The sequence below is a fragment of the Rhizobium sp. BK650 genome (genome assembly GCF_014195325.1).
Taxonomy (GTDB): Bacteria; Pseudomonadota; Alphaproteobacteria; order Rhizobiales; family Rhizobiaceae; genus Rhizobium.
In genome coordinates this window covers 117,957-142,623 of sequence record NZ_JACIBK010000009.1, presented here as the reverse complement: position 1 = coordinate 142,623, position 24,667 = coordinate 117,957, and the positions used below count along the sequence as shown (strand labels likewise).

20 protein-coding genes are annotated in these 24,667 nt (G+C 58.2%); 2 read left to right on the top strand and 18 right to left on the bottom strand.

Annotated elements, in window-relative coordinates; translation table 11 throughout:
- Positions 1-2: 2 nt before the first annotated feature.
- The 7 genes from FHX15_RS21335 to FHX15_RS21305 all read right to left on the bottom strand — a co-directional run bounded on the left by FHX15_RS21335 (position 3) and on the right by FHX15_RS21305 (position 7,999).
- A complete protein-coding gene (locus tag FHX15_RS21335) occupies positions 3-2,363 on the bottom strand; it encodes a SpoIIE family protein phosphatase (RefSeq protein ID WP_184400356.1) in 2,361 nt (786 codons plus the stop codon).
- A complete protein-coding gene (locus tag FHX15_RS21330; protein ID WP_184400355.1) occupies positions 2,360-3,526 on the bottom strand; it encodes a class I SAM-dependent methyltransferase in 1,167 nt (388 codons plus the stop codon). The genes FHX15_RS21335 and FHX15_RS21330 overlap by 4 nt, the downstream gene beginning before the upstream one ends.
- Positions 3,523-4,041, bottom strand: coding sequence for a ubiquinone biosynthesis methyltransferase UbiE (locus FHX15_RS21325; protein ID WP_184400354.1), 519 nt, complete (start codon positions 4,039-4,041; stop codon positions 3,523-3,525). The genes FHX15_RS21330 and FHX15_RS21325 overlap by 4 nt, the downstream gene beginning before the upstream one ends.
- A gap of 49 nt (positions 4,042-4,090) precedes the next feature.
- Positions 4,091-5,815, bottom strand: coding sequence for a bifunctional diguanylate cyclase/phosphodiesterase (locus FHX15_RS21320; RefSeq protein WP_184400353.1), 1,725 nt, complete (start codon positions 5,813-5,815; stop codon positions 4,091-4,093).
- 568 nt (positions 5,816-6,383) lie between these two features.
- Positions 6,384-6,740, bottom strand: a complete 357-nt coding sequence (locus FHX15_RS31065; RefSeq protein ID WP_246779014.1) for a hypothetical protein — start codon at positions 6,738-6,740, stop codon at positions 6,384-6,386.
- Positions 6,741-7,089: 349 nt separating this feature from the next.
- Complete coding sequence (locus FHX15_RS21310; protein ID WP_184400352.1) at positions 7,090-7,527, bottom strand: CBS domain-containing protein; 438 nt, start codon at positions 7,525-7,527, stop codon at positions 7,090-7,092.
- A 46-nt stretch (positions 7,528-7,573) separates the two neighbouring features.
- A complete protein-coding gene (locus FHX15_RS21305; protein WP_184400351.1) occupies positions 7,574-7,999 on the bottom strand; it encodes a hypothetical protein in 426 nt (141 codons plus the stop codon).
- Positions 8,000-8,226: 227 nt separating this feature from the next.
- On the opposite strand from FHX15_RS21305, the gene hemN reads away from it, so the two are divergent.
- The gene (gene hemN, locus FHX15_RS21300) at positions 8,227-9,579 is read left to right on the top strand and encodes an oxygen-independent coproporphyrinogen III oxidase (protein WP_184400350.1); all 1,353 of its coding nucleotides are present in this window, start codon (positions 8,227-8,229) and stop codon (positions 9,577-9,579) included.
- A gap of 343 nt (positions 9,580-9,922) precedes the next feature.
- On the opposite strand, the gene FHX15_RS21295 is transcribed toward hemN, so the two are convergent.
- The 9 genes from FHX15_RS21295 to FHX15_RS21255 all read right to left on the bottom strand — a co-directional run bounded on the left by FHX15_RS21295 (position 9,923) and on the right by FHX15_RS21255 (position 19,861).
- The gene (locus FHX15_RS21295) at positions 9,923-10,627 is read right to left on the bottom strand and encodes an HAD family hydrolase (protein ID WP_184400349.1); all 705 of its coding nucleotides are present in this window, start codon (positions 10,625-10,627) and stop codon (positions 9,923-9,925) included.
- Positions 10,624-11,610 carry a UbiA family prenyltransferase gene (locus FHX15_RS21290; protein ID WP_184400348.1) on the bottom strand — a complete coding sequence of 329 codons (987 nt, stop codon included), beginning with the start codon at positions 11,608-11,610 and terminating at the stop codon, positions 10,624-10,626. The genes FHX15_RS21295 and FHX15_RS21290 overlap by 4 nt, the downstream gene beginning before the upstream one ends.
- A gap of 39 nt (positions 11,611-11,649) precedes the next feature.
- Positions 11,650-13,227, bottom strand: coding sequence for a hypothetical protein (locus FHX15_RS21285; protein ID WP_184400347.1), 1,578 nt, complete (start codon positions 13,225-13,227; stop codon positions 11,650-11,652).
- 234 nt (positions 13,228-13,461) lie between these two features.
- Entirely contained in the window at positions 13,462-14,523 is a 1,062-nt protein-coding gene (locus FHX15_RS21280; protein WP_184400346.1) for an ABC transporter ATP-binding protein, read from the bottom strand.
- 21 nt (positions 14,524-14,544) lie between these two features.
- Positions 14,545-15,399 carry a sugar phosphate isomerase/epimerase gene (locus tag FHX15_RS21275; RefSeq protein ID WP_184400345.1) on the bottom strand — a complete coding sequence of 285 codons (855 nt, stop codon included), beginning with the start codon at positions 15,397-15,399 and terminating at the stop codon, positions 14,545-14,547.
- A gap of 31 nt (positions 15,400-15,430) precedes the next feature.
- Positions 15,431-16,669 carry an ROK family transcriptional regulator gene (locus FHX15_RS21270; protein ID WP_184400344.1) on the bottom strand — a complete coding sequence of 413 codons (1,239 nt, stop codon included), beginning with the start codon at positions 16,667-16,669 and terminating at the stop codon, positions 15,431-15,433.
- Positions 16,670-16,708: 39 nt separating this feature from the next.
- The gene (locus FHX15_RS21265; RefSeq protein WP_184400343.1) at positions 16,709-17,551 is read right to left on the bottom strand and encodes a carbohydrate ABC transporter permease; all 843 of its coding nucleotides are present in this window, start codon (positions 17,549-17,551) and stop codon (positions 16,709-16,711) included.
- Positions 17,548-18,477 carry a carbohydrate ABC transporter permease gene (locus FHX15_RS21260; RefSeq protein WP_184400342.1) on the bottom strand — a complete coding sequence of 310 codons (930 nt, stop codon included), beginning with the start codon at positions 18,475-18,477 and terminating at the stop codon, positions 17,548-17,550. The genes FHX15_RS21265 and FHX15_RS21260 overlap by 4 nt, the downstream gene beginning before the upstream one ends.
- Positions 18,478-18,562: 85 nt before the next feature.
- Entirely contained in the window at positions 18,563-19,861 is a 1,299-nt protein-coding gene (locus FHX15_RS21255) for an ABC transporter substrate-binding protein (protein WP_184400341.1), read from the bottom strand.
- Between the two features lie 277 nt (positions 19,862-20,138).
- Between FHX15_RS21255 and FHX15_RS21250 the strand changes: the two genes are divergently transcribed.
- Positions 20,139-21,185 (top strand): Gfo/Idh/MocA family protein, encoded by a 1,047-nt coding sequence (locus tag FHX15_RS21250; protein ID WP_184400340.1) that lies wholly within the window; start codon positions 20,139-20,141, stop codon positions 21,183-21,185.
- A 15-nt stretch (positions 21,186-21,200) separates the two neighbouring features.
- On the opposite strand, the gene FHX15_RS21245 is transcribed toward FHX15_RS21250, so the two are convergent.
- Positions 21,201-22,337 (bottom strand): ROK family transcriptional regulator, encoded by a 1,137-nt coding sequence (locus FHX15_RS21245; RefSeq protein ID WP_184400339.1) that lies wholly within the window; start codon positions 22,335-22,337, stop codon positions 21,201-21,203.
- Positions 22,338-22,700: 363 nt separating this feature from the next.
- A complete protein-coding gene (locus tag FHX15_RS21240) occupies positions 22,701-24,485 on the bottom strand; it encodes an adenylate/guanylate cyclase domain-containing protein (RefSeq protein WP_184400338.1) in 1,785 nt (594 codons plus the stop codon).
- Between the last annotated feature and the right edge of the window lie 182 nt (positions 24,486-24,667).

Below are 24,667 nucleotides of genomic sequence, written 5' to 3'. Positions count from 1 at the left end.
GCTCACCTGTGCCTCATAACCACGAGTGTTATGTCATCATGGATCTTCTGAGTGCCGATATGAGCCATCAAATCCTCGATGATCCCAACTTTGACGTCCTCCGCACTCAAGCCGTATCGCCGGCCGGCGCTCTCGCAAAGCCGCTCGATACCGAAGAGTTCACCCTTGTGATCCTCGGCCTCGGTCACGCCATCCGTATGCAGAATGATGAGGTCGTCGCGGCCAAAGGAAACCTCGCGTGTGGCCACGAACGGCGAAATATCCGGTTCGAGCCCAATCGGCAGGCCGAGGTCGAGCGTATCGATCCGCTCCACCTTTCCGAATTGGCGGACGACGATCAATTCCTCGTGCTGACCCGAAAGCATCAGGCGTCTTCCGTCGTAGTCCAGGAAGGCGAGGGAAAGATGCTTGTTGGTGCTGGTCCTGACGAGGTTTTTGTAAATGGCCCGGTTCAATCTGTTCAGAAATTGCGAGGGTTCCATGTCGCCGGCTTCCTGCAGTGCCCGCGCGATCGACTGAACCATCAGCATCAGTACGCCGCTTTCCAGCCCATGTCCGGTAACGTCGCCGATGCCGATTTTCAGCCGCTTTCCATCCCTCAAGACATCGTAGTAGTCGCCGCCGACCTCGTCCGCCGGCCGCATATAAGCAGCAATTTCCAGATCCGAAATTTCCTCCAATTCGCCGGCCTTGGGAAGAACCATCATCTGGATGCGGCGCGCAACCGCAAGTTCGGCCCCGAGCCGCAGGTTTTCGCTGCGCAACTGTTGATTCAAGCTGGAGATCTGCTGGTTTGCTTCTTCGATCTCCTTCGTTCTGTCCTCGACGAGCTGCTCGAGATTTTCGGTGTGATAGCTGATCTCTTCAGCCATGCGGTTGAAGGCTGTCCCAGCTTCTCCAACCTCATCATGTGTCGGTATGTCCACCCGGACCGAATAATCCTTGGCTTGGATGCGCTTGGCGGCTTCGGCGAGCGAGCTGATGCCTCTGGTGATGCGCTTTGAGATCGCGAAAACGGCCGTAATGACAAAACACAGAGACACAAGGAGTGCCAGGACCTGGTAGATCAGAATTCGATTTGTCGCCTGTGAAATTCCGGCTTGGGCAGCAAATAGCGAAGCATAGATTTCCCGCTCCGGCACGACGATGCCGAGCAGCATGGCTTCGCGTCTGACAGGACCGGAAATCCACAGATTCGTCGGCTGCAGCTGTTTCAAGACGACAAGGTAGGGAACCTTCTCGCCATTTTCATCAAGGCGGATATGGCGTAACAGTCCATCCTCCCCGAGCGGCAGCTGAGCCACCTCCGGCTGCATACTCCTTTTCAATGAGCGGTTCAGACCCGTGACACCTTCGCCGCCCTGATTATTCGATGCCTGCAATCCGATGATTTTCTCGCCGGTCGGATTGATGGCAACTACATTGCCGTCCGACATGGCCAGGAACCCAAAGCCGTTATCGGCAACTTTGACGTTTTCAACAATTCTGGCCAACTGGTCGAGCGTGATATCCGTTCCCGCGGCGCCAGCAACTTTTGTACGGTCAGGAGACCAGAGCGGCTGGAAGAAGCTGACGATGAGTTTGCCGGTGATTGCATCCGTATAGGGTGCTGTCTGAGTGATGTCGCTATTGACCGGGCGCTGTCCTCTGTCCTTGCCCCATTGCTCCCAAGATTCGTAAAGCCCGGGAAAGAAAAAAGGCCAGAATTCCGCGGTGTTGTGGCCCGGATAGAGCCTGTCGAAAGTTTGCGCCTGGGCCGTATAGGGCGTTGTCCGGAAGATCGGACGCTCCTTCGGGCCGATATAGTACATCTGAAGCTTCGACAGGCCGTCCGACACGAGACTTGGCGCTACAAGGTCGAGGACCGCGCTGTTTTCGATGTCACTTTGGACCTCTGGCAACGGAAGGTGATCAGGTCCGAGGAGATAACCCCAGACGCTGACGACGGATGGCGAGCCGGGCAGATTTTGAGCCCATCCTCCCGTGGCATCGTAAACGACTTTGGTGGTTTCCGGAGAACCGGAAGCCATTGCCCGGCCGATCTGGGCTTCTCTCAAGGGGCGATCGATCTGCTCTTGAAGCACGCCTGCCAATGTGCTGACGTCGGAATGGACCTGGTTGAGGAGCAGATTGACACGCTCGGCGGTTATTTCCGCATAGGAGCGGATATAGCCTTGATTGGCCTGCTCCAGGCCTTGGCCGACTTCGGTAGTGGCATCGCGAGAAAGCCTTTGCACGTTCCAAAGCGCCAGGCCGCCGGTCACCATGAGGTCGAAGAGCACGGCGCTGCCGACGACGAGCACGAACTTTGCACGAAACGAGTTCAAGCCAAAACGTGAGATCTGTCGAGCGGCTGCAGTCATGACGGTTTGCGTCCGGACGCCGCCCAGATTGGCCAGCCGGCATAGCCCTTCGGATGAAGGGCTGCGAAAATGTGGTCTCTGAACCCCTGGCGGAAACGTGCTATAAATTCAGACGAATCTCCCCGCTTGACTGCCATTTCTCCGGCATAGACGTTTTCCCAGGCTGTGATGACGTCGGCAAAATCCTGCGGGTCTCCATCGAGATTGGTGACCATGAAGGATTCGATGAGGATATCGTCAAAGCCGGTCTCGGCGAGATACCGGCGACTCTTCGGGCCGAGTTCCACGTCCATTTCGAAGTGCCTGAAGAGTTTTGCCACTTCGTTATACGTCCACTGGATGCTTTGCGAGTGCGGCTCTCCCAGGCAATGCGAATTTTTCTCGTTGGTTATGTAAACCCGACCTCCCGGCTTGCAGATGCGGAAGAGTTCTTTCAGAAGCATATCCGGGCGGTTGAATATCTGCAGCGAATGGCGGCAAGTCACCAGGTCGAACTGGTTGTCTTCGAGCAGCATTTCGGAGGCATCGCCGTAAGTATATTCGATATCGGTAACGTCAAAGCTTGCGGCCATCTTGCGTGCATAGGCAAGACTCGCCTTGGAATGATCGAGCGCCACGATCCGCGCTGGGCGGAACTCTTTTTTGACAAGCGCAGCAAAATCGCCGATGCCACAGCAGATATCGGCCATCACGATCCCCGGCCGCATGCCGTGACGGGGAAGGATCGTGCGCTCGTGGCGCCAGGTCATCTTCGTTTGCGTGCGCAATATCGGAATGAAGCTCTCATCCTCGACGAAGCTCTGGCCGGGGTAAAATCCGGAATCATAGACCTCCACCGTTATCCGCGGCTCAATGCTGCTCAGATGCTTGAACATGCGTTCGGTCCAGCCGACAACGCTCGAAGTCACCACCACGAAACGAAGATCGGATCTTGTTCGGCAGGTGTCCAGCACAACGCGGGCAATGGCCTGGAATGCGGTGTTATTCATCTGAACGAGGCGTTTCACATTGATGTAAAGAACCCCTCGAACGTCGTCGATAGCCTCCTTGAGCATGAAAATGCTGGCCGCGATCTCATTGATGGAACAGGGCCGGATCACGCCGGCTAACAAGAATTCCTGGCTGCTGGAGTCGAATTCCGCATGGAAGGGTGTTTCGCTCAACGTATGCTTCCCTCAACAGGCAGGTCGACGACCAACGTTATGGATGCCGGAGCGGGTTCTTCCAGATGCAGGCGAGCATCGAAGTTGATTGCCAGATCAAGGAGAATGGTCTCCCTGTTAGGCGTCTGACCCATTGAAATGGCACTGTGATAACGCTTGGTTGCATCTTTCTCATGAGTTCTCGACACTGCCTCGCGGTAGGATTCTTGCTGCCCAGCAGGGCACGTAAAACTGAGCTTCACACGTTCTGTCGCGTCGCGTCGATAGACTGTGCAGTCTATCGAGCCCTGCGGGGAACCGTCGCGGAATGATACTTCCAGCAGTTCATTGAGCGCAAACGAGAAGAAATTTGAATGCCGAACAGGGTCGGTGCGATTGTGGCTGATCATCCGTGCCATGAAGGTCGACAATTGATCGCAATGCTGCCAGTCGGAAAGAAAGGCCGCCATCTCCATCTCGAACTGGAGGAGTGGCTGGAACGCCACGTCCGCTGGCTTGTCGCTACTTGCATGCATGCCGTTTCCTCCTTCCCATATCTTTCGAGGGAGTTCAAAAGCCCGATGCTCACATTCGCCGAGGATTGAGAGATTGGGTTGGTGCGGAAATCAAGAAGTTTTCAAGGGAGACGGGCGGCCTGAGCTTGCCAAGGAACGTACCGATCTCTTCGGTGGGGATCGGCTTGCCGAGGAAATATCCTTGCAGCCGGTCGCATTTCGTTTTCTTGAGCAAGGTAGCTTGTTCTGCCGTTTCCACACCCTCGGCAGTGACGCTCATGCCGAGCCCATGCGCGAGTGCAACAATGAAACGGACGATTGTCTGACTCTTCTCGTCGATCTCAAGATCTTTGATGAAATACTGGTCGATCTTGATCGTATCAAAGGGGAAATTTTTCAGGTAGCTGAGCGATGAATAGTAGGTTCCGAAGTCGTCGAGCGAAATCTGAACTCCGAGCATTTTTAACGTATTAAGGGTATCGAGATTGTTGATTGTACGCTCCAACAGCACAGACTCGGTGATCTCGAGTTCAAGCCGGTCGGCACGGATGCCAACAAGGTCCAAGGTTTGAGCAATGCGATCGGTCAGTCCTTCATGTAGAAACTCCGCCGGTGAGAGATTGACAGCAACTGTAAAATGCTCGGGCCATGACATTGCTTCACGGCAGGCCTGTTCAAGGGCCCATTGGCCGATTTCCCTCATCAAGCCGTCCGTCTCGGCCATGGGAATAAAGATACTGGGCGGGATGATGCCGACAACGGGATGACGCCATCGTAACAGGGCTTCAAAGCCGACGATCGAAAAAGGAGGTTGTACGAGTGGCTGATACTCGATGAAGAACTGGCCCTCCTTGAGCGCTGTGCGCAAACTGCGACGCAGTGTCTCCCGCTGTTCCAGAACCATGAGCATGGAGCGGCTAAACTTCCTTGCCCTGCGCCTGCCGTCCTTTTTGGCGGCATAGAGCGCAATGTCTGCCGCTTTCATGAGCTGTTCGAATTCGTTTCCATCTGCTGGAGCAATGGCAACTCCAACGCTTGCGCCGACAAAGACATTGATACCCTCGACCGTGAACGGCTCCTTGAAAGCGCCGACGAGCGCTTCTGCAAGGCGCTCGGCCTCCCGAGGCTGGCTTGCTCTTTGCTGTATGACTGCGAACTCATCACCGGCCAACCGATACGCAATTTCGTGCTCCCCAAGCACGCTACGTATGCGTTCGGCAGCCATCTTCAGAACAGTGTCGCCTGCGCCGTGGCCCAATGTGTCATTCACCGGTTTAAAATCATCGAGGTCGATCTGCATGAGAGCAAATCTTGCCCCCTTTGATACAGGCAGAGCACTGCGCAATTGATCGCTGAATTGCCGTCGGTTTGGCAGTCCGGTCAAAACATCGTGGGTAGCCTGATGGAAAAGAAGCGCACGGTCATTTTCACCCTGGCTATAAGTGCCCCGCAAGCTCGACATATCGTCCGCCTCGACAACGCCCAATCCATGGGGGCTGCGAAAGACTGTGAGTGTGCGCCGATCTCCCGTCTTCGCGTTTGCGACCTCGACGTTTCGCGGCAATCCGCTCGAAAGGACGAAATCAACCGCAGATTTGGTCGAAGGAGCGAGAAGCTCCGGATAGACATGCCATAAAGTGGCATCGACCAGAGAATCTACGGCATAGGTGTGCCGATGTCTTGCCGAACATTCGGTGAGATGAAAGCTCTCGTCATAAAGAGATACAAGCTCGTCGGTATTGGCAGGGAGATAGGCTTCAACAGGAGCACGCTGTGTCGCATCGCCTTCCGGCATCGTTTCCTCTCCTTCCATAAAGTCCTTTTGAAGACTCCTGCTAGTCCATTTTCGCCCGATTGATCGTGATGTGGATCGAATATCCCTTTAATTTAGACTCGCCTGAATAATGATCGCACAACGTGTCGCGGTCAATGCCACTCCACTGACGAGATAGTGGTTTTTCAGATTGGCCCGGCAGCTCGGCGTCGTGGCTGCGGCGTGAAGCATGCATGCTCTGCACGTTGGCCGAGGCCTATGACTGCAGTCAGGTCGGCTTCTCATGCGGGGCGGATCTTCCGGTTCGAAGACCGGCGAGCACCAGAGGCCCGCCATCGACGGCAAATCATCCGATCCACTGTTGTGCAGGTCCTGGGCGTCTTTCAACTCGAAAGAGCGCCGATGGCAAGGGTTATGGAGAAAGCGACGAGCACCGCGCAACCGCAATAGCGCGCAAGAGGCGGCATTTGCTCATGGCGTCCGATGAGCAGACCACCGAGACCAAGCCAGATCGCCGACGCCACCGTCACGCAACAGACGAATACCACCGTCGCTATGGGTATCCCTACTTCGACAGCGGGTACCAGGGTCAAGCCAATGATAAGGGCTTTGGGATTAAGCAGCGTGGTGATGACCAGTGACGGATGCCGAGCCTATTATGGCCGGCCGCCGGCGTCGGAACCCAAAGCTTGAGCGCAAGATAGAGAACCCAGGTCGCCGAAATGAGCTTGACGAGGCTGGCGAGGTCCGGATGGCTGTTCAGGAGCGGACCTGCGATGCTGGACACAGGAACGATGATTACGAGATAGGTGAGCACCACCGCGGCGATGAGCGACAGCGACCGCCAGACCGTCAGTCCCGTCGACAACAAGGCGAGAACCGCATTGGTAGGGCCTGGGAGGATCAGCAGTGAGAAGACGGCGATGACGAATGTCGGCAAGTTCATCAAATCTGGTCCTTGATTTGATCTCTATCGGTTCAAGTACCGCTCCGGTCGAGCTGAGATTCCGCAAGGACAACAAGCAGGAGCTCGATGGCAACGGCATCATATCCGAAATGCGGTCTATCCTGCCACGCTCCTCAGAGATATCGAGCCAGCCATCGTCAGATGCGTTTATGCCGGCGATTTGGCGAGAGCCCTTCGACCATGTGACGACCGCATATGACTAACCGACACCGACAGAAAATGGTCGCGTGCACCCTCGCATCACTCGCGCCAGGATTATGGCGCGACTGACTTAATGAGCGGATGGCGGTCAATAGCCGGCAGTTCTGCTGCGGAGCTGCGATGATCGTCAGTGAGCTGTCTGCGAATGGGCACCGCCGCGTTGCGAGATGCCCCCCAGCGCCTTGCCTGTTTCCTTGGCACTGCCCTTCATGGCGAGATCGCCAAGCGAAATGATGCCAACGAGCCGCTTTTTTCGGTTCAGCACGGGCAGGCGCCGGACTCGGAGATCGCCCATATTGTGAAGGACGTCTTCCGCGTCTTCGTCCTCGAAGCAGTACTTGACATCGGTACTCATCACGTCCCGTACCTTCGTCTTCGGGCCTTTTCCCTCTGCCACCCCGCGGATGGCGATATCCCGATCGGTGATCATGCCGACCAACCGGTCATTCTCCCCCACCGGGAGAACCCCGGTATCGAGACGTCCCATCATTAAAGCGGCGTCCTGCAATGTCTGCTCCGGATCAGTGATCTGGACATTTGTGGTCATGTAATTGCTAATTTTCATGATAGCCTCCCTCATCTTGCCCAGGCCGAGCTTGGGCTAAGAATGATCAACGCGCACCGGTCGCAAACGTTCCGAAAACAGGCCTGTCGACGACCATGATGCGAAAGTTCGCTTCGCAACGATTGGGGAGGATCAATCGGCCATTGTCAGAGGTCGGTGCAAATCGGTTCAGGATCGGGTGGATCATCTTCGACTGTGTTGGGCGCTTGCCGACCGACGTCGTGCCGGAAAACCGCGTTGCCTCCCTGAGCACGCAGCCGTCCTCACTCACGATCGAATCCAGGCCCGATTGCCCATGCGACGGAAAGATGCCGCGTGCCGGCGTCTTCATCGGTACCGATCTCCACTCTCGAGCCGACAATACCTGCGCGCAGGTAATCCATGAGAAGATCGGGTAACGCCTAAGCGCGGCGAGGACGGCAGCATCGATGACGGGATTGTCGTCTGACTTAGCTCCAGGCAGGCTTCTCATCGTCCATGTCTTCGCTCGTCAGCACGGCTCGTGGACGAGGTCGATAGCGGCCCGTCTTACGCCGGCAATATCCTCAAGGCGCTGACGTGCCGCGTCGGCCGGCCTGCTTTGACAGCGAGCACGCAGCCGGCCGATTGGCGACATGTGCGTTGTTATTGATCCAGGACAAGGAAGCGGCCCTGTCGCCAGCATATGCACATCATAATATTTTTATGAAGGAAGGCGAAATGTCCAATGCCCTGGTCGCCAAATACGGCGAGGCCCGCCTGCCACGTTACACCAGCTATCCGACCGCTCCCGCGTTTTCGCCGGCTGTCGGGCCGGAACAATATGTGCATGGTCTTTCTGAGATCGGGTCCTCCGGACCTGTCTCCGTTTATCTTCACATTCCCTTTTGTCGCTCCATGTGCTGGTATTGCGGCTGTCACACGACCATCACGCGCCACGATGCGCCTGTCCTGCAATATCTCGACATCCTGAGCCAGGAGATCGAACTCGTAACGCAGGCGGCTGGTAACGATGTTTCAGTCAAGAATGTTCATTTCGGCGGCGGCACGCCGACCATCATGAAGCCGGACGAATTTACAAGCCTGATGAACAAGCTAAAAAGCGCGTTTCAGTTTACGAGTGACTGCAGCGTCGCCGTGGAGATCGATCCCCGGACGCTGTCGAACGGGATGATCTCCGCTCTTTGCGAGAACGGCGTCGACCGCGCAAGTCTTGGGGTTCAGAGCTTCGACCCGGTCGTCCAAAAAGCGATCAACCGGAGACAGAGCGTCGAGCAGACGCAGTCAGCCGTGACAGGGCTTAGAGGCTATGGTGTGACGAGCATCAACTTCGACCTGATCTACGGGCTTCCGCATCAGACCACCCAGTCGTGTATCGAAACAGTCAGGACGGCTGCCGAGCTGCGGCCGGAGCGTTTCGCCGTTTTTGGATATGCGCATGTGCCGGCCTTCAAGAAGCATCAGAGGCTGATCGACGAAGCGGCGCTGCCCGATGCTTCTCAACGCAACGAGCAGGCCGAGGCAATTGCCGAGGAGTTGGAGCGCGCCGGATATATTCGCGTCGGCCTCGACCATTTCGCATTGCCCGACGATCAGCTCGCCGTCGCCGCCCTTTCGGGAAGCATGCGGCGGAACTTCCAGGGTTATACAACGGACGAATGCGAAACCTTGGTCGGCCTCGGTGCTTCGGCGATCGGCCGCCTGCCTGGCGGCTACTTCCAGAACCACGTGGCGCTTGGTCGCTATGCCGAGCGGGTCACTTCGGGCATCCTGGCAACGGCCAAGGGATATGCTCTGACCTGGGAGGATAGGTTTCGCGCCAAAGTGATCGAGCGTCTGATGTGCGACTTCAAGGTCGATCTCGCAAAGCTCGGCGCAGAGGTCGGCTACGATATCGGCTTCCTGGTCGAGCGAAACGACCGGCTGGACAGTCTCGTGTCGGATGGCGTGGTGACGATAGACAATGGCTGCGTGACCGTCTCGAAAGCGCGCCGCTTCATGGTCCGTGCCGTCGCGGCGGCCTTTGACGCTTATTTCGGCTCATTCGGCCGGGCGCACAGCAAGGCGACTTGATCGCTCTCTTCGGCCAAGCGGCAGCGATGAGCGGCAATGTGCCGGCCAGCGGATTCGTCGCAACAACACACAAGAACCAGGCGGAAGCGATTCCACCCGGTTCTTGTGTGCAAAGGGAACTTGGTCCTTCCCACCGCGACGTCGGCAAGCTTCTATAAATGGCTGGCAGAGCACTCGCCAACTTGATATGTCCGACGCGAGCTAAACCCGAATATGTCGGAAATCACTCGCAGCTGGTCGCCAGCGCTGCGGTCGCACCCTTCATGCGTGCCTCCACGACGGCAGCTTGCGCGACCAACGCAGCCAGGCCTCCGGTAAACGCATAGCGGATGCTTGGACAGGATCATCCGGACGCTCTGCCCGCTCGCAACGCTTCGAATACCGGGTCTGAATAAGTCGAAAAAGTCAGCCAGCCCTCCCGCGGCCTCTCGGAGCGAATGAGTGGTAGGACGCCGACGCGGCGCGCCGCAAGACCATCCCGCTCCGGCCTGTCCCCAATTAGAACTGTTTGCGCCGGGCCTACGCCAGCGCGTTGCATCAGCATCCGCAGGCCGCGCGGATTCGGCTTTAGAATGCCGACATCGGAATCGCCTGAGGCCAATATGTGGTCAGCCGACAATGTCATCTTCTGCAACTTCTCACCGGCCGGATAATCAGAATAGATTCCGATCGCCTTGTTCTGGCGCCTAAGCTCCGCAAAAAGCTCCGTCACTCCATCATACCGGCAGGATGCTATATGGGCGAGCGGGCGACGCTCGATCCACTCGCTGACGATTGCCTCTATTCTTTCGGCCGGCTGGCCGGTTTGCTCGACAGTTCGCGCCATGAGGCTCGTCTGAAAGTCGTCGATTTCTTCGTTGCCGATGGTTTCCCGCAGGAAGCGGTATGCGCGCAGCACACGCAGATTGGTCAGGCTGGCGCTCATCAGCACATTGGCCACCATTTCGCAGGCCATCCGACGGCGTAGCCTGCTTTGGTTGTAGAGCGTGCCGTCGACGTCGAAGACGACTAAGCGGATACTGCCCCAGTCGACATTCCCCACGGTCATCGAATAGTAATGTAGTGCTGCTCGGTCAGCGTCACCAGAAGCGGGATATCGACAAGGGTCGTGAAGATGAAGGCCACAACCAGGGCCGCGACAATCACGATCAGGCCAGGCTCGCGGAACAGCTTTTCCGGCTTCTGCGCTGTAGAGCCCGGTTTCGTCGCCATCACGAAATAGACCGTGAACAAGGCCACCACGAAGGGCAGGACGAGTATGTACTCGATGCGATACTTGACCAGGAAGACACATAAAAAGCCAATCGAAAACAACGAATAGGCGATGCAGGAGGCGGTCAGCGAGACCTGTGTATACTGAGCGAAACTTGCCCGGTAGCGCGACAGCAGCTCCTTTCCATGTGACGCGACGATCTCTTCATATTCCGACAACCGCTTGGCTGCCATCAGGAACGCGCCGCCGAACCAATATGCCAGGATAATCGAGCCCGGCGGGAGGCTCGTTGCGTCGATCATTGACCAGCCGATCACCAGGCGGATCGGATTGTTGATCGATTCTGATATGACGTCGAGATAGGCCTTGTCCTTGCTTCTGATCGGATCGAGATTGTAGAGAATTCCCTGAATCGTAAATAAGCACGCGGCGAAGAACAGTAGCTTGCTCGCCAGAATGGCGCAGCCGAGGCCGACGGTGAGCAGCAGGGTCCATTCGAGCTGAACCAGCCTGCCGTTCATCGCGCTTTGTACAGCCGACCGATGGGATTTCGTAGGATGATGTCGGTCAAACTCGCGGTCAAACCACTCATTAATGCAGTAATTCGCGGATGCGATGCAGATCACAGTCACAAGTCCGAGCAGGATCGAGGACGCTAGGTCGTCGTTTCTGACGCCGCGGAGAAGGTAGGCGAGGACGATACCGGGAACGATGAAGACATGCTTCGTGCTGTGATCGAGCCGCGCAATGGCAATATAGTCGCGCAAAGCCGCTCGACCTGATGTGGTCGCCCTGTGCTCACCCACGCCTGTGTTCATGTGGGACGCCTCCTTCATCATCAGACGGCCTAATTCCGATCACTTCAACAGATACACATCATAGGTTTCGAAATAATTCGCAGGGCCGAATTCTGCGAGCAGCGTCGTTGCCGATAGAAAATCGTCTATCTGCTGGCGGGAGGCATGGAAGGTCCAGTTGTAACCCTCGCGGTAGATCTCGCCCGGAACGATTTTTTTCAGCTTATGTTGCATCAGGATTACCACTGGAAGGGCAGTCTGCGTGCGCAGGTCCTGGCTGATTGTCAGCGTCTCTCCAAGATCAGTGTCGAGCTTACCCTTCTTGGTAAAGCGGACGTACGTTCCGAATTTGTGCTCGCGGATCAGGTATATCGGATTGTCGATGTAGTAAGACAGGGCTTCGGCGAGATATTCCGGCTCGGCGACGATGGTTGCCTTAGCGAGTTCCGGCGAGGAGCGGATGAGACGAGCAAGGTCCGCACTGCGGCTCTCGACCCTGCCGACGCCAATTGCATGAGCCCCCCTGGTGAACCCTAGCAGTGCCTGCAGCCCCACCATTATCCCCAACAGCCCACAGCCGAAGCGAACCAACGCACTTGAACGCATTGCCTTTTCTCCTGCAAAGCAGTCTGCGATCCGATCCCAACTGATCCAGTAAAGCGACAGGCAGAAGCAGAACCAAACCAGCGCATGCCTTTCATCGCCGGCCGATGCCAGATTGGAAAAGAGCGAAAAAACGACAAGCGCGACGACGGCCCCGACGAAAGCGGCCGGTCTCGCCAGAAGGCCGAGCGTGGAACCGAAGAGCACTAGTGATCCGATCGGGATGGGCACGGTCGGAAAAAGGGCGCCAGGCGTTGTGCTCGCCGGGTTTACGAGCGCATTCAGGGCCAGTTCGACTGGTGAAGTCATCGAAAGATCGGCGACCGCGGCGTCGTTGAACGTCGGCAGGATGGTGATGCCGCAAACCACCAATCCGGCCGTCGCGATCACCGCATTGACGAAGAAGTTGGTCAATGACCGAAATGAGCGCATGGCGCGGTCTTCGAGGAGGTCGAGGAACCAGAAGAGCAGGAAGCCGCCGGTCATGATGGCGGCAATGACATTGGTGTTGGCGAGAAGAAAGAGCAGCCCGCCGATTAGATATCCTCTCGTCCGCCAGGCCTGGTAATTTGCGGCAATGACGAAGAGCAGCAGCGCGGATATGCCGTAGTTCCTGGCCATGACGGAATATTCATAGGCCAAAGCGTCGCTACCTATGATCAAGATGACCAGAATGAGGGGGAATGGTGAGCGGAAGAGAAGTAAGATCACTGCGGCAGTGGCGACCAGCAAGGCAAGGCCGGGGAGAACCTCTACGCTTCCGAATATCAGATGTGCAACACGCAGAAGCAGATACCAGACCGCCGGATGACCCTCACCATGGATTGTTCGGAGCATAGCCCATATGCTGTCGCCGGAAAGAGCCAGTGTCAGGGCACGGACCTCATCGCGAAACATCACATGGTGGAATACCTGAAGGCCGACCGCGACGAACCAGACAGCCAGAACGACCCACTCGACGATCCGGTGGGACCGCGTTCGCGGCTGCACAAGGCGCTCCAGCAGGCCGACCGAGAGTGCTGTTTCAGTAGACATGGTCCTCGAACTGTCATCGATACGAACAGGCCGCCTGCCCCCGAAAACGATGCTGCCGGCACCTTGGCCGACGGGGCTTTCGTCGTTGCTCCTAGAGCACGATCACCTTCCATAAAGGCTGAATGCTAATATAAGCTTTAGGGCGTCAAAAGGTCGTTCGCATCTTTCATGATCTCATGGCCTTTTGGTCGCGTCGGCGTGAGCAGCCGACGCACAGCCGCCCTGTCGACGCAACTAGTTCAGCACCGGTTCACCAGCGGTGATGCGCTGCTCATCTTCGTCGAACAGGTGGACGGCGTCCTGGAGCGGAGCGATCCGCAGCACATCGCCGGGAACGGCTCTGATCCGCTCTCGGAAGACGCAGCTGATCGTCTGGGTGCCCAGACGGGCAACCACCAATGTTTCAGATCCTGTCGGCTCGACAACGGCGGTCGTCACCTCAATGCCATTTTTATCGAGTGTGAGGTGCTCGGGGCGAATGCCGTAGGTGACGGCATCAGCCGGGCGCCGCTCGCTCGGCAGCATAAGCCCGTCTTCCGTCTGGAAGCCTTCATTCGTCATCGTGCCCTTGATAAAGTTCATGGCAGGTGAGCCGATGAAGCCGGCGACGAACAGGTTGTTCGGGCGGTCGTAGAGTTCGAGCGGCGAGCCTGACTGTTCGATCAGGCCGTCCTTCATCACCACGATCTTGTCTGCCATCGTCATCGCTTCGATCTGATCGTGCGTGACATAGATGGTCGTGGTCTTCAGCCGCTGATGCAATTCCTTGATCTCCGTGCGCATCTGGACGCGAAGCTTGGCATCGAGGTTCGACAGAGGTTCGTCGAACAGGAAGACGGCGGGATCGCGAACGATCGCGCGACCCATGGCGACACGCTGCCGCTGGCCACCCGACAATTGCTTTGGAAAACGCTCGAGAAGTGCCTCCAGGCCGAGGATCTTTGCAGCATTGCCGACCCGCTGGTCGATTTCCGTCTTCGGCATGCGCTTCAGCCGCAACGAGAAGCCCATATTCTTGGCGACAGTCATATGCGGATAGAGGGCGTAGTTCTGGAATACCATCGCGATGTCACGATCCTTCGGCGCCAGCTCGTTGACGATATGCTTGCCGATCTGGATTTCGCCCGAGCTGATGCCCTCCAGACCGGCGATCATCCTGAGAAGGGTGGATTTGCCGCAACCGGAGGGCCCGACGAGGACGACGAACTCGCCATCGCGGATATCGACCGACACCCCCTTGATGGCTTTGAACGCGCCATAATCCTTGCGCGCATTGTTCACTCTAACATGGGCCATTTTCGTCCTCCCCGGTCGCCGTCAAAGCGTGTTCAAGACATTTCTGAGGTAGGCAAGACCGACGCGTTCGCCCTCTTTTCGCGCGTCGAGATCTTTGCCCGGCCAGCCGTAGGCAGCATCCTCGTGCTCGATCGAAAGGGTGCCGTCGAAGCCGTTGGTGCGAGCCTGGCGCAGGAAGCGCGGCCAATCGAGAAGGCCCTGGCCGGGCAGCTTGTATTGCCACCAGCCCTTGCCGTGAAAACCGACCGCCTGCTGGACGGCCGCATCGATTGCAGTATCCTTGGCATGGAGAATGGCAATACGATCCTTGACCGCATCCATCGCGGCGTAGGGGTCGACGCCGATGCGGATGAGGTGCGACGGGTCGAATTCAAGACCGAAGCGCCGATCGGGTATGCGCTTGAAGAGCTCCTGCCACCCCTTCGGCGTGGTCCCGAGGAAATTATCCTTTGGCCCTGGCCAGTTTTCGATCGCAAAGACCAGGCCGCTTGCGGTCGTCTTGCCAATCAGCCGGTTGGCAAAATCGGCAAAATCATCGTAATTGGCTTCGTCATCGGCATTGTCGTCGCGTCCGGGAAAGATCACGAAGATCGGCACGCCCGCTTCGCCGATCGCCTGGGCAAATTCCTCTGTGCGGGCGCGCAGCTCGCCACGTTTGCCTCGGTCGGCGTCGAGTTGATTGCCGAAATAGGTGATCGAGGAGACGAAGAGGTTACGCTCGCGGGCAAGTGCTACGGCAGCGCGCACTCCCTCCGGGGCCTTGATATGGCCGCTGACATCGATTTCGATCGCATCGAAGCCGGCCGACGCCGCAAAACCCACCACTTCCTCGAGCGGTCGGTCGTTGAACGTCGATGTATAAAAACCAATCCTCATCAAGATCCTCCCAGCGGCCTTGCCGGCTTTATTAATTGTTCAGGCGATCCATGAATTTGAGGGGCGAACGGGTGCGTTGAACGGCGTTGGCTGAAGCGAGCATCAAGGCGGCCGCCATCGGCATCGCTGCCGCGCCGAGCGCCGAGGCATCCTCGCCGATCGAGGCGCGATGCAGCGTGGGCAGAGTAGCGTCTCCGGCCGTCAGATGTTCGTGAACGTAGCGGAGCAACTCGTCGATCATGCGGATCGGCAGTCGGCCTCCGATGATGATCGCGTCAGGATCGACGATCATGCCGATATGCTTGACCGCAACAGCTAAATGCCCGCTCATTTCCTTCAGCCACTTTGAAACGAGCGCTCTGCCGTGCCCGTCGAGTGAAAGAAGGTCCTGGGGCACGCTTGCGCGGATGCCGTGTTCCGCAAGAAATTTATAGAGGAAGAAAAGCGTTACCACCTCACCGAGAAGATCGACCTTCTGAGCGGTCTTGTCCCGGTGGTTGGCGATCGGCAGCCAGCCGATTTCGCCGCTAAGCGCCATGGCGCCGCGATGGCCATTGCCATCGAGCACGAGGCCGCCGCCCAGGCAGGCATTGATTGCGATGTAAAAGAAGCTGCGGCTTTCCGCCCCGAGGCCATAGTCAAGCTCGGCAAGCGCTGCGGCGTTGGTCTCATTTTCGATGAAGACCGGATGCTGCGTCAGGTTTTCGAGGGCAGCGCGTACGTCGAACATCGTCCATTCGGAATAGTCGTCCGGCATGCCGAGGAAAGGGATCTCTCCAAGCCAATCCGGCATCGCAAGGCCGATCCCGGCCAGATGCGCGTCGTCGACCAGGCGGCTCCGGTGGAAATGCGATATGGCATCGGCCGTCAGCTGCATGAACTCGGCTGGACGCACATAGCGTTTCTCGTGGTGGACGCGTGCGCGCACATTGCCGACGGCATCGACGGCCAGGATCGTAAGGTGGTCGCGATCCATGTCGATGCCGATTGCGAAAAACGCATCGGGATTTATCTCGAGCTCGATTGCCGGCTGCCCCCTCAGCCCGTGCCGCCGGCGGGCCTCGATGATCAGGCCCTCGTCGAGCAGGCGGTCGACGATCCGCGCGATTGCCGGTTTTGTGAAGCCGGTCTGCCTGGCGATCTCGGCGCGCGAAATTGGCGCCTGCCTATGGATGCAGCGTATCACCACGGCTCTGTTGTGCTCGCCCGCATCCTCCACATTGGCCCCCGTCAGATCGGGGGACGGTCTGGCGCCGGTCATCTGGTTCATGGGTTAGGATCCTCTATCAACCACTGGGGCAAACCGGCTCTACCCCTTAACCGCGCCGCTGGTCATGGCGCCGAGGATCAGCCTCTGAAGCGACAGGAAGGCCACGATCGCCGGAACAACGGAGATCAGGCAGGCGGCCGCAAGCAGTTGGATCGACGAGTCGGTCTGCATGCCACGGAAGTTAAAGATTCCGACGCCGATCGGCATCAGGTCATTTTTGGTGAGCAGCAGGAAGGGCACCAGGAATTGCGACCAACCGGCAATGACAGTGATGATGAAGACCGAGGCAATGCCCGGCGCCGACAGGGGCAGTATGATGCGCCAGAAGACCGAGAAGCGGTTGCATCCGTCGATCATCGCGGCTTCGTCCAGGCTGCGCGGAATGCCGTCGACGGTGCCTTTCAAAAGCCAGGTCGCAAGGGGGACACCGAGCGCGATATAGACCATGACGACGGCAAAATGCGTGTCGAGGAGGCCGAGACGGTTCATATAGCGATAGAGCGGCACCATGATGACGAGCGGCGAGATCATCTGGAATAGCAGGAGCCCCATCATCGAGAGGCCTTTGCCACGGAACTGGAAGCGCGAGAAAGCGTAAGCGGCAGGCAAGGCGACTATCAACACGCCGAACCCGCTCAAGGCCGCAAGCTTCAGGCCGTTCCAGAGATAGATTGGAAAATAGCTGTTGTTGAGAACAGTGATGAAATTCTGGATGGTGGGATTGTCGGGAATATAACGTGCCGCGCCGCGATAAACCTCACGCTTGTCACGCAGCGCCATCGACAGGAGATAGGTGAGGGGGCCTGCAAAGAAGACGAACATCACCAGCATGAAGAGATAGCTCATGGCATCGCCGAGCCGTGTTCCGGTGCGTGCGCTCATTGCTCTTCCTCCTTCGGCAGGAACGACGCATAGACGAAGGCCAAGCCAAGGCTGATGATCAGCATCAGCACCGAAAGCACGCTGCCGCCGGAGAGATCGTAGTTTCGAAAGACGATGTTGAAGACGTAGAGAGAGATTACTTCGGTCGCGCGTCCCGGTCCGCCGCCTGTCAGCGTGATGATCGCGTCGAAAGTGTTGACCGTCTGGATGGTGATCAGGATCATGTTGACGAGGATTGCGGCGCGTAACTGCGGAAGTGTCACGAAGAAGAACTGCTGCGAAGCCGTGGCACCGTCGACCTCGGCGGCTTCGTAAAGCGAGGGGTCGATCGATTTCAGCGCGGCATACATCACGACCATCGAAAAGGCTGTGCCGCGCCAGATGTTCGAGATCAGCGTCGACCAGGGCGCCATCGCCGGATCCGAAAGCCAGGCAACCGTCGGCATGTGCATCAGCCTCAAAATGCTGTTCAGCGCCCCATAAGGCGCTTCGGAAAACAGCATCTGCCAGATGATGCCGCCGGCAATGCCTGGGACGACCCAAGCGACCAGCGCCGTCGTCCTCAGGATGGTTGTGCCGAACAGGCCGCGCTTTTCGCCGCGGATGACGGTGACAGCAACCGCAAGACCGAGGATCTGCTGGCCGACGACGCTGCCGCCGACGAAGATCAGCGTCGCCCAGAGAATGTCGGGCAGTTGCGGCGAACTGAGGGCATTGCCGATCGAACCCAGCGTATAGTCCTGGTTTTCGCCGATGAGCGTCGCATTGGTGAAGGAGAGCCGGAAAACGTCGATGACGGGATAGAGGTAGAATATGCCGATGACGATGATCACGGGCATGATCCAGGGCAGGGGGGCACCGGCGAACCGGCGGATGAACGTTCTGCTTCGAGGCGGGTGGTCAGCCTCCATGGCAATCGGGCTCATTGGCTACTCTGTCCGGGTTTGGCACTGTCGACGGCGCCTCAAAGTCAGGCGCCGTCGTTATCTGAGGCGTCAGAAGTGCCCGCGGTCAGAGCCGCTTGTAAGCCTCCATCGCTGCGCTGAACGCGGCATCCAGGGCTTCCTCCGGTTTCTTCGTTCCCGAAAGCACGTCTCCCATCATGATCTGGATCTGGTTGGAGATCTCGGGATAGATCGGCACGCCGGGGCGGGCCTGACCGTTGACTAGAGCATTGGCAAAAGTCTTGTTGGCTTCCGTGGAGAAGACCTCATACTTGTCGAAGAGCGACTTGCGCGTCGGCAGTTGCTGCTGCAGCGCATTGGCCGGCCCCATATAGACCTCGCGGGCAAGATTGGCGCACATTTCCACCTTGTCTTTGTCCTTGCTGAAGGAGGCGATCGTCCATCCGCCGGTGCCTGTGGAACGCTGATCGGCGGTCGGGCCGGGGATCGGTGAGAAGGTCCAGTTGTCGAATTCCTTCTCGTCGAGCGTCGCCTTCAGTTGCGCATATTGCCAGTTGCCGCCGATGAAGAGCGCGGTTGTCGCCGCTGCTGCTGCCGCGTTCATGTCGTCGTAGTTAGCGATGGTGGTGACGCGCTTGGGGGCCGCGCCTGAATCGACAAGATCCTTGAAGTAGTTCAGCGCCTTCAGGAATTTCTCCTTGTTCTCGCCTTCGCCGAAGACCGGCTTGCCCGAATCGTCGACCAGCTTGCCGCCGAGCGCCCAATAGTTCGCCAGCCAGTCGAAGGTGGTGCCTTCCCAGCGCCCGCCGTTGAAGAGGACGCCTTCCATGCCTTCTTTGGTGGAGGCAAGTGCGGCCTTCTTCAGGTCATCCCAGGTCTGCGGCGCATCGGCTACGACAGACTTGTTGCGGTAGAGGACGCGAAGATCCGTATCCCACCACCAGGCGCGGATCGTCTGATCCTTGTCGGTGATGCCGCTGCGGATGAAGGGGAAGAGATCGGCGACTTCTTCCTTCGAGAAATAGGGCGTGAAATCCGCCAGCACCTTGTTGACCATGAACTGCGAGAGCACGAAGGAGTCGACGGCGGCGCAATCCGGCGCATTGCCGGCCTTGGCCTGCTCCAGCATCTTGGCCTGTTCCGTGCCGATGTCGGAGGACATGAACTGCATCTGCAATTTCCAGTCCGGATGCTTCTTGATGAAGTCGACAAAGAGCTTTTGGTAACCCTCTGCGATGTTGGGGTCGGCATTATTCGGACTGTCGTTGGTGAGCCGGACGATGAGGGTTTTTGGCGCATCTGCAGCGCCGATCCTGTCCTTTGTCGCAAGCTCCTGGGCAAATGCGGCAGGCACTGAAAATAACATTGTACTCAGCGCTAACGCGCTGACGAACGCTCTCTTCATGATGGGTCTCCTCCCCATTTTAAATAGATACAGCCTGGTGGTCGGTTGACCTCTCCTCATTTCCATGCTGCATTAATTAGATTAAGTTACTTTGATTTGATGTCAAGCCGCAGCATTGGGAGGATTGAGATGCCGGCGACAATCAATACAAGTTAGCGGACCGCAACCGCACTTCCAGATCATAAAAAATCAGAACACTCCGGCATCCGCGATGGCGTGGAGAGGTTTTGCCCCGGCTACGCGAGGATAGCCGAACCTGACATCTATGGAGGATCAGATGCGCTTACTCATTCTCGGCACGGGCGGAATGGCCAACCAGCATGCGGCAAATTTCAAGGCAATCGACGGCGTAAGCGTCGTCGGCGGTGTCGACGTGGTGCCGGAGCGGCTGGCGGCCTTTTGCTCGGAGCACGGCATTCCCAATCACTTCAGTTCGCTCGAGGAAGCGCTAGCCTGGGGCGAGTTCGACGCCGTTGCCAATGTCACGCCTGACCGTGTTCATCACGCGACGACGCTTCAGGCAATTGCCGCGGGCAAGCATGTCTTCTGCGAGAAGCCGCTTGCGACCGATGCAGTCAAGGCGATGGAAATGACCGATGCCATCGAAAAAGCCGGCAAGGTCGGCATGGTCAACTTTACCTATCGCAATTCTCCGGCTCTGCAGAAAGGCCGGCAGATGGTCCTTGCCGGCGAGATCGGCGAGGTGAGACATGTCGAGGCATCGCACCTGCAGAGCTGGCTCGTCGGCCGCCACTGGGGCGATTGGAAAACCGAGAGCAAATGGCTGTGGCGCCTCAGCAGGAAGCATGGCTCGAACGGGGCGCTCGGCGATATCGGCATCCATATCGTCGACTTCGCGTCCTATGGGTCGGGGCTTGATGTCGCCCACGTTTTCGCGCGGCTGAAAACCTTCAACAAGGCGCCAGGCCACAGGATCGGCGAATATGATCTCGATGCCAATGACAGCTTCACGATGAATGTCGACTTCACAACCGGAGCTATCGGCACCATCCAGGCGACGCGAACTGCCGCCGGCCAGATGGATCAGTTGCGTCTCAGGGTCTACGGCGAGACGGGTTCGATCGAGATGATCTACGATACCGGAAAGTCGACGCTTCGGGCCTGCCTCGGCGAAGATGTTCATACCGCGACATGGCGCGATATTCCCTTCGACCCGGTCGAGACCAATTACCAGCGCTTCGTGCAGTCGGTCAGGGCAGGCAAGACGCAGGAACCGTCGTTCCGCAGGGCGGCGAATATCCAGAAGGTACTTGACAAGGCGCTTGCCTCTGATGCCAGCCACAGAGATGAGGCGCTTGGCTGAGCCGAGGTTGCGGCATCAGCTTGAGACCGGCGGCAGCAAGGTGTTGAGGAAGGGCAGCAATGCTGCCCCCAGCGCCACGCCGCCGCCGCTGAAGCTCGCCGGCTTCATCGGCGAAATCCAGGGCGTCAGGAAGGGCCGCTTGGATGTGTCGCGTCGTTCGACGGAAAGCTGGTGGATCAGTGCTTCGATGACACTTGGCGGCAGGTCGCCGCCGATCATGATGACGCCGGGCGCGACGAAGCCGGCCATTGCGATGATCGGGTCCAGCAGGTGGCTTGCGGCATCACGGATCCACTGCGTCAATTGCGGGGAAGATGGTGCCTCGCCCGTTATGAGGCGCTCGAACTCGTCCTCGCCGACGAGCGCACGCAAAGCACCGAAACCGACCACCGTGTTCAGCCGGACGTTGTCAGGACCGGTCAGCATCTCGCCGATGCTGCCAGCACGTCCGTGAACGCCCGAATAGGGAATCCCGCGAACGAGGAAGCCGGCCTGCACATCCTCGTCGATGATGATCATCGCCAATCCGCCTTCGGGAGCAGGCGCACCGATGGTTCGCTCGGCAAGCAGACTTGCCGTGCACTCGGACTCGACCTGGCTGACGGGAAGGGTCGATGCGGCACCGAGCTCATTGCTTTCTTCTGCGCTCCAGTCGTTCGCGCCGATTCCCAGGCCGATGATCGGCATTCCGGCATTCCGGCTGATCATGTTCTGAGTGACCGAGAGGATCGACGCCACGCGTGTTGCCGCCTCGAGAGAGAAGTATTCGCGATCATGGACCTGACCACTGAGATCGATCAGCACCGCTTCGCCTCGGCTTCGGCGAACCTTGATACCGATCGAGAACGCGCCATCCGGCCTCAAGGCAAACTCGGTCGCGGTTGCGCCGCTGCCTGCGCCATTGCGACGGTGTGACGTTATAAGGCCTTCGTCGGTGAGGCGGCGCAGGATATTGGTGATGCCTGGACCGGTAAGCCCGGAGTGCTGGCCAAGTTCCATGCGGGTCAACGGACCATGCCGGCGGATCGCCTCCAGAATGACACGGATGTTCCTGTCGGCGATTTCCCCTGAGCGCAAACCAATTGTTTTACCCCGCGCAACGGCGGTTTCCTCTGGCTGACGTCGCCGCGGCCCGGATCGAAGATACCGCATGATCGTCTTCCCTATGATATGCGCCGACACACCTTGCGGAGGGTACGAATTGGGCCATTGAATTCAACAGGTAATTTTGAAGGGTGCCCATGGCATATTGCCGACATATCACGATAGTTTGCCGATCCGCGATAGCCCCTTCGTTTCGGTCAGTCCTCTTTCGCCCGAGGTATGCAGGCGCGGCGAAGTATGGATCGCGGGAAGTAAGCTGTCCTCGTCCCGCTTTGGCAGAATCTCGAAACCACAGCGTCGGTAGCAAGCGAGGACGTAACCCAGAGAGGCATGCTATCTGAGATCAGCGGCGCCTTTCTTATCGCGATGTTGCGAGGATCTGGCGCTGCCAATTGTCGAGAGATGTAAAATTCAGCCAAGGTTCCTGCGTCTTTCCAGATTGCTGGCCGCTGAGGCGAACCCGCCGGCACCCGCCTTGATAAGCCCCTCGCGGATATGCTCGATGTCGGATTCTTGAGTGTAGTGCAGCGTGGCGAGAAACGGCTCGATGCCGAAGTCGGGCGCAAGTACCTTGACCTGCTTCATATGTGCGGATGCGGCTATATCGTCGGCGAGCCAGCCATAGCAGGCAGCGACGAAAGCGTGCTGGACGTGGTCCATGGCGGAAAGATGCATGAAGGCCTCGATCGCCTCGCCATATTGCCGAGCGGTGAAATGGGCCTTTCCGAGGTGACTCCAAAAACGTGTCGGATGATGCGGGTTGAGCCGCATGGCTTTGCGGATCCAATCGACGCCTTCTTCCGCGCGGCCGAGCCAGGTCAGCAACTCACCCTGCTGAACCACCACCAGGTCGTAATTGGGGTTGAGCGAGAGGGCGCGCTCCTGATGATAGCGTGCGGTCGTCAGCTGGTTGTTGTTCACACTGACCGCGGCGAGAATGCGATGCACGTCGGCGTCGTTGTCGTCGAGCGCAAGCGCCCGCTCCAGCTCGGAATTTACTTGCGCCCAGGTCGCATCCTTGTCACGGCACCAGTCGTTCACCCACGCCTGCCCGAGGATACAAGCCCGCCAGGCATGGGCATGCGCATAGCCAGGGTCGAGTTTGATGGCCCTGTCGATCAGCGCCTGGGCTTGCGCATTGTCCGCGGCGCTGCTTCGATGATGCAGCACCTTGGCCGCGAGCGCGCATTCGTAAGCGGCCATGTTTGCCGGCTTCGTGCGGGCGAGTTGGTCTCGCTGGGCCGCCTCGACGCGCCCAGGAAGCGTGGCAGCGATCGCGGCGGTCACCTCGTCCTGGATGGCGAAAATGTCATCGAGTTTGCGGTCGTATTTGTCCGCCCAGACATGGGCATCGTTGACCGCATCGATCAACTGGACCGTGACACGCACCCTGTCGCCGATTTTCCGTACGCTGCCTTCGACCAGGTACTGCGCGCCGAGCTTGTCGGCCACCTCGCGCACATTGACGGGTTGGTTCTTGTAGACGAAGCTGGAGTTGCGCGAGATGACGAAGAGTTCGTGGCGGCGCGACAGTTCGGTAAGGATATCCTCAGTCAGGCCGTCCGCAAAGAACTCCTGCTCGGGATCGCCGCTCATGTTATTGAAGGGCAGAACGACGATCGTGGGTTTGGAAGCGGACCGCTTGCCGTCCGCGGCATCCGCCGTGGGCGCCAGGACGGTGTCGTCCACCCCCACCCGGTAAAGGTGAACCGGACGGCTGATATTCTTCAGTGCCTTCTCGCCAAGGTCCTCGATAGCCACTTCGAGGCGGTCGGCAATTTGCGTCGCCACTGCGGCTGTGATGCAGATGCCTCCGACATCGGCCAGTTGTTCGACGCGCGCGGCAATATTCACACCATCGCCGAAAATGTCATCGTCGTCGAAAATGATATCGCCGACATTGATGCCGATCCGGAATTCGATCCGTCGATCCTGCGGCACGTCGGAATTGCGCCGCTTCATGCGCTGCTGGATTTCCAAGGCGCATCTCACAGCGTCGGTCACGCTTTGGAATTCCACCAGCATGCCGTCGCCCGTCGTCTTGATGATGCGGCCCTCGTTCTTGGCGATGGCAGGATCGATCAACTCTATCCGGTGCGTTCTGAGGCGGGCGAGCGTGCCTGCTTCGTCCGCTTCCATCAGTCGGCTATAGCCTGCCATGTCGGCCGCTAGGACTGCTGCTAATCTCTGTCTCATCGATTTGCCACCGCCATGACCGGGCTGGAATTGGCGACTTTGGCGCCATTCTACCGCAGGCCGGTGCGATCGCCTATCTAAATTAGCGCCCACGGATGATACGAGGCGTCTGCGCGCTTGACTGCAAAACAAAGTTACTTAATCTAAGGATGACATGCGCCCCGGTTGGAGGAGAGGGGGCG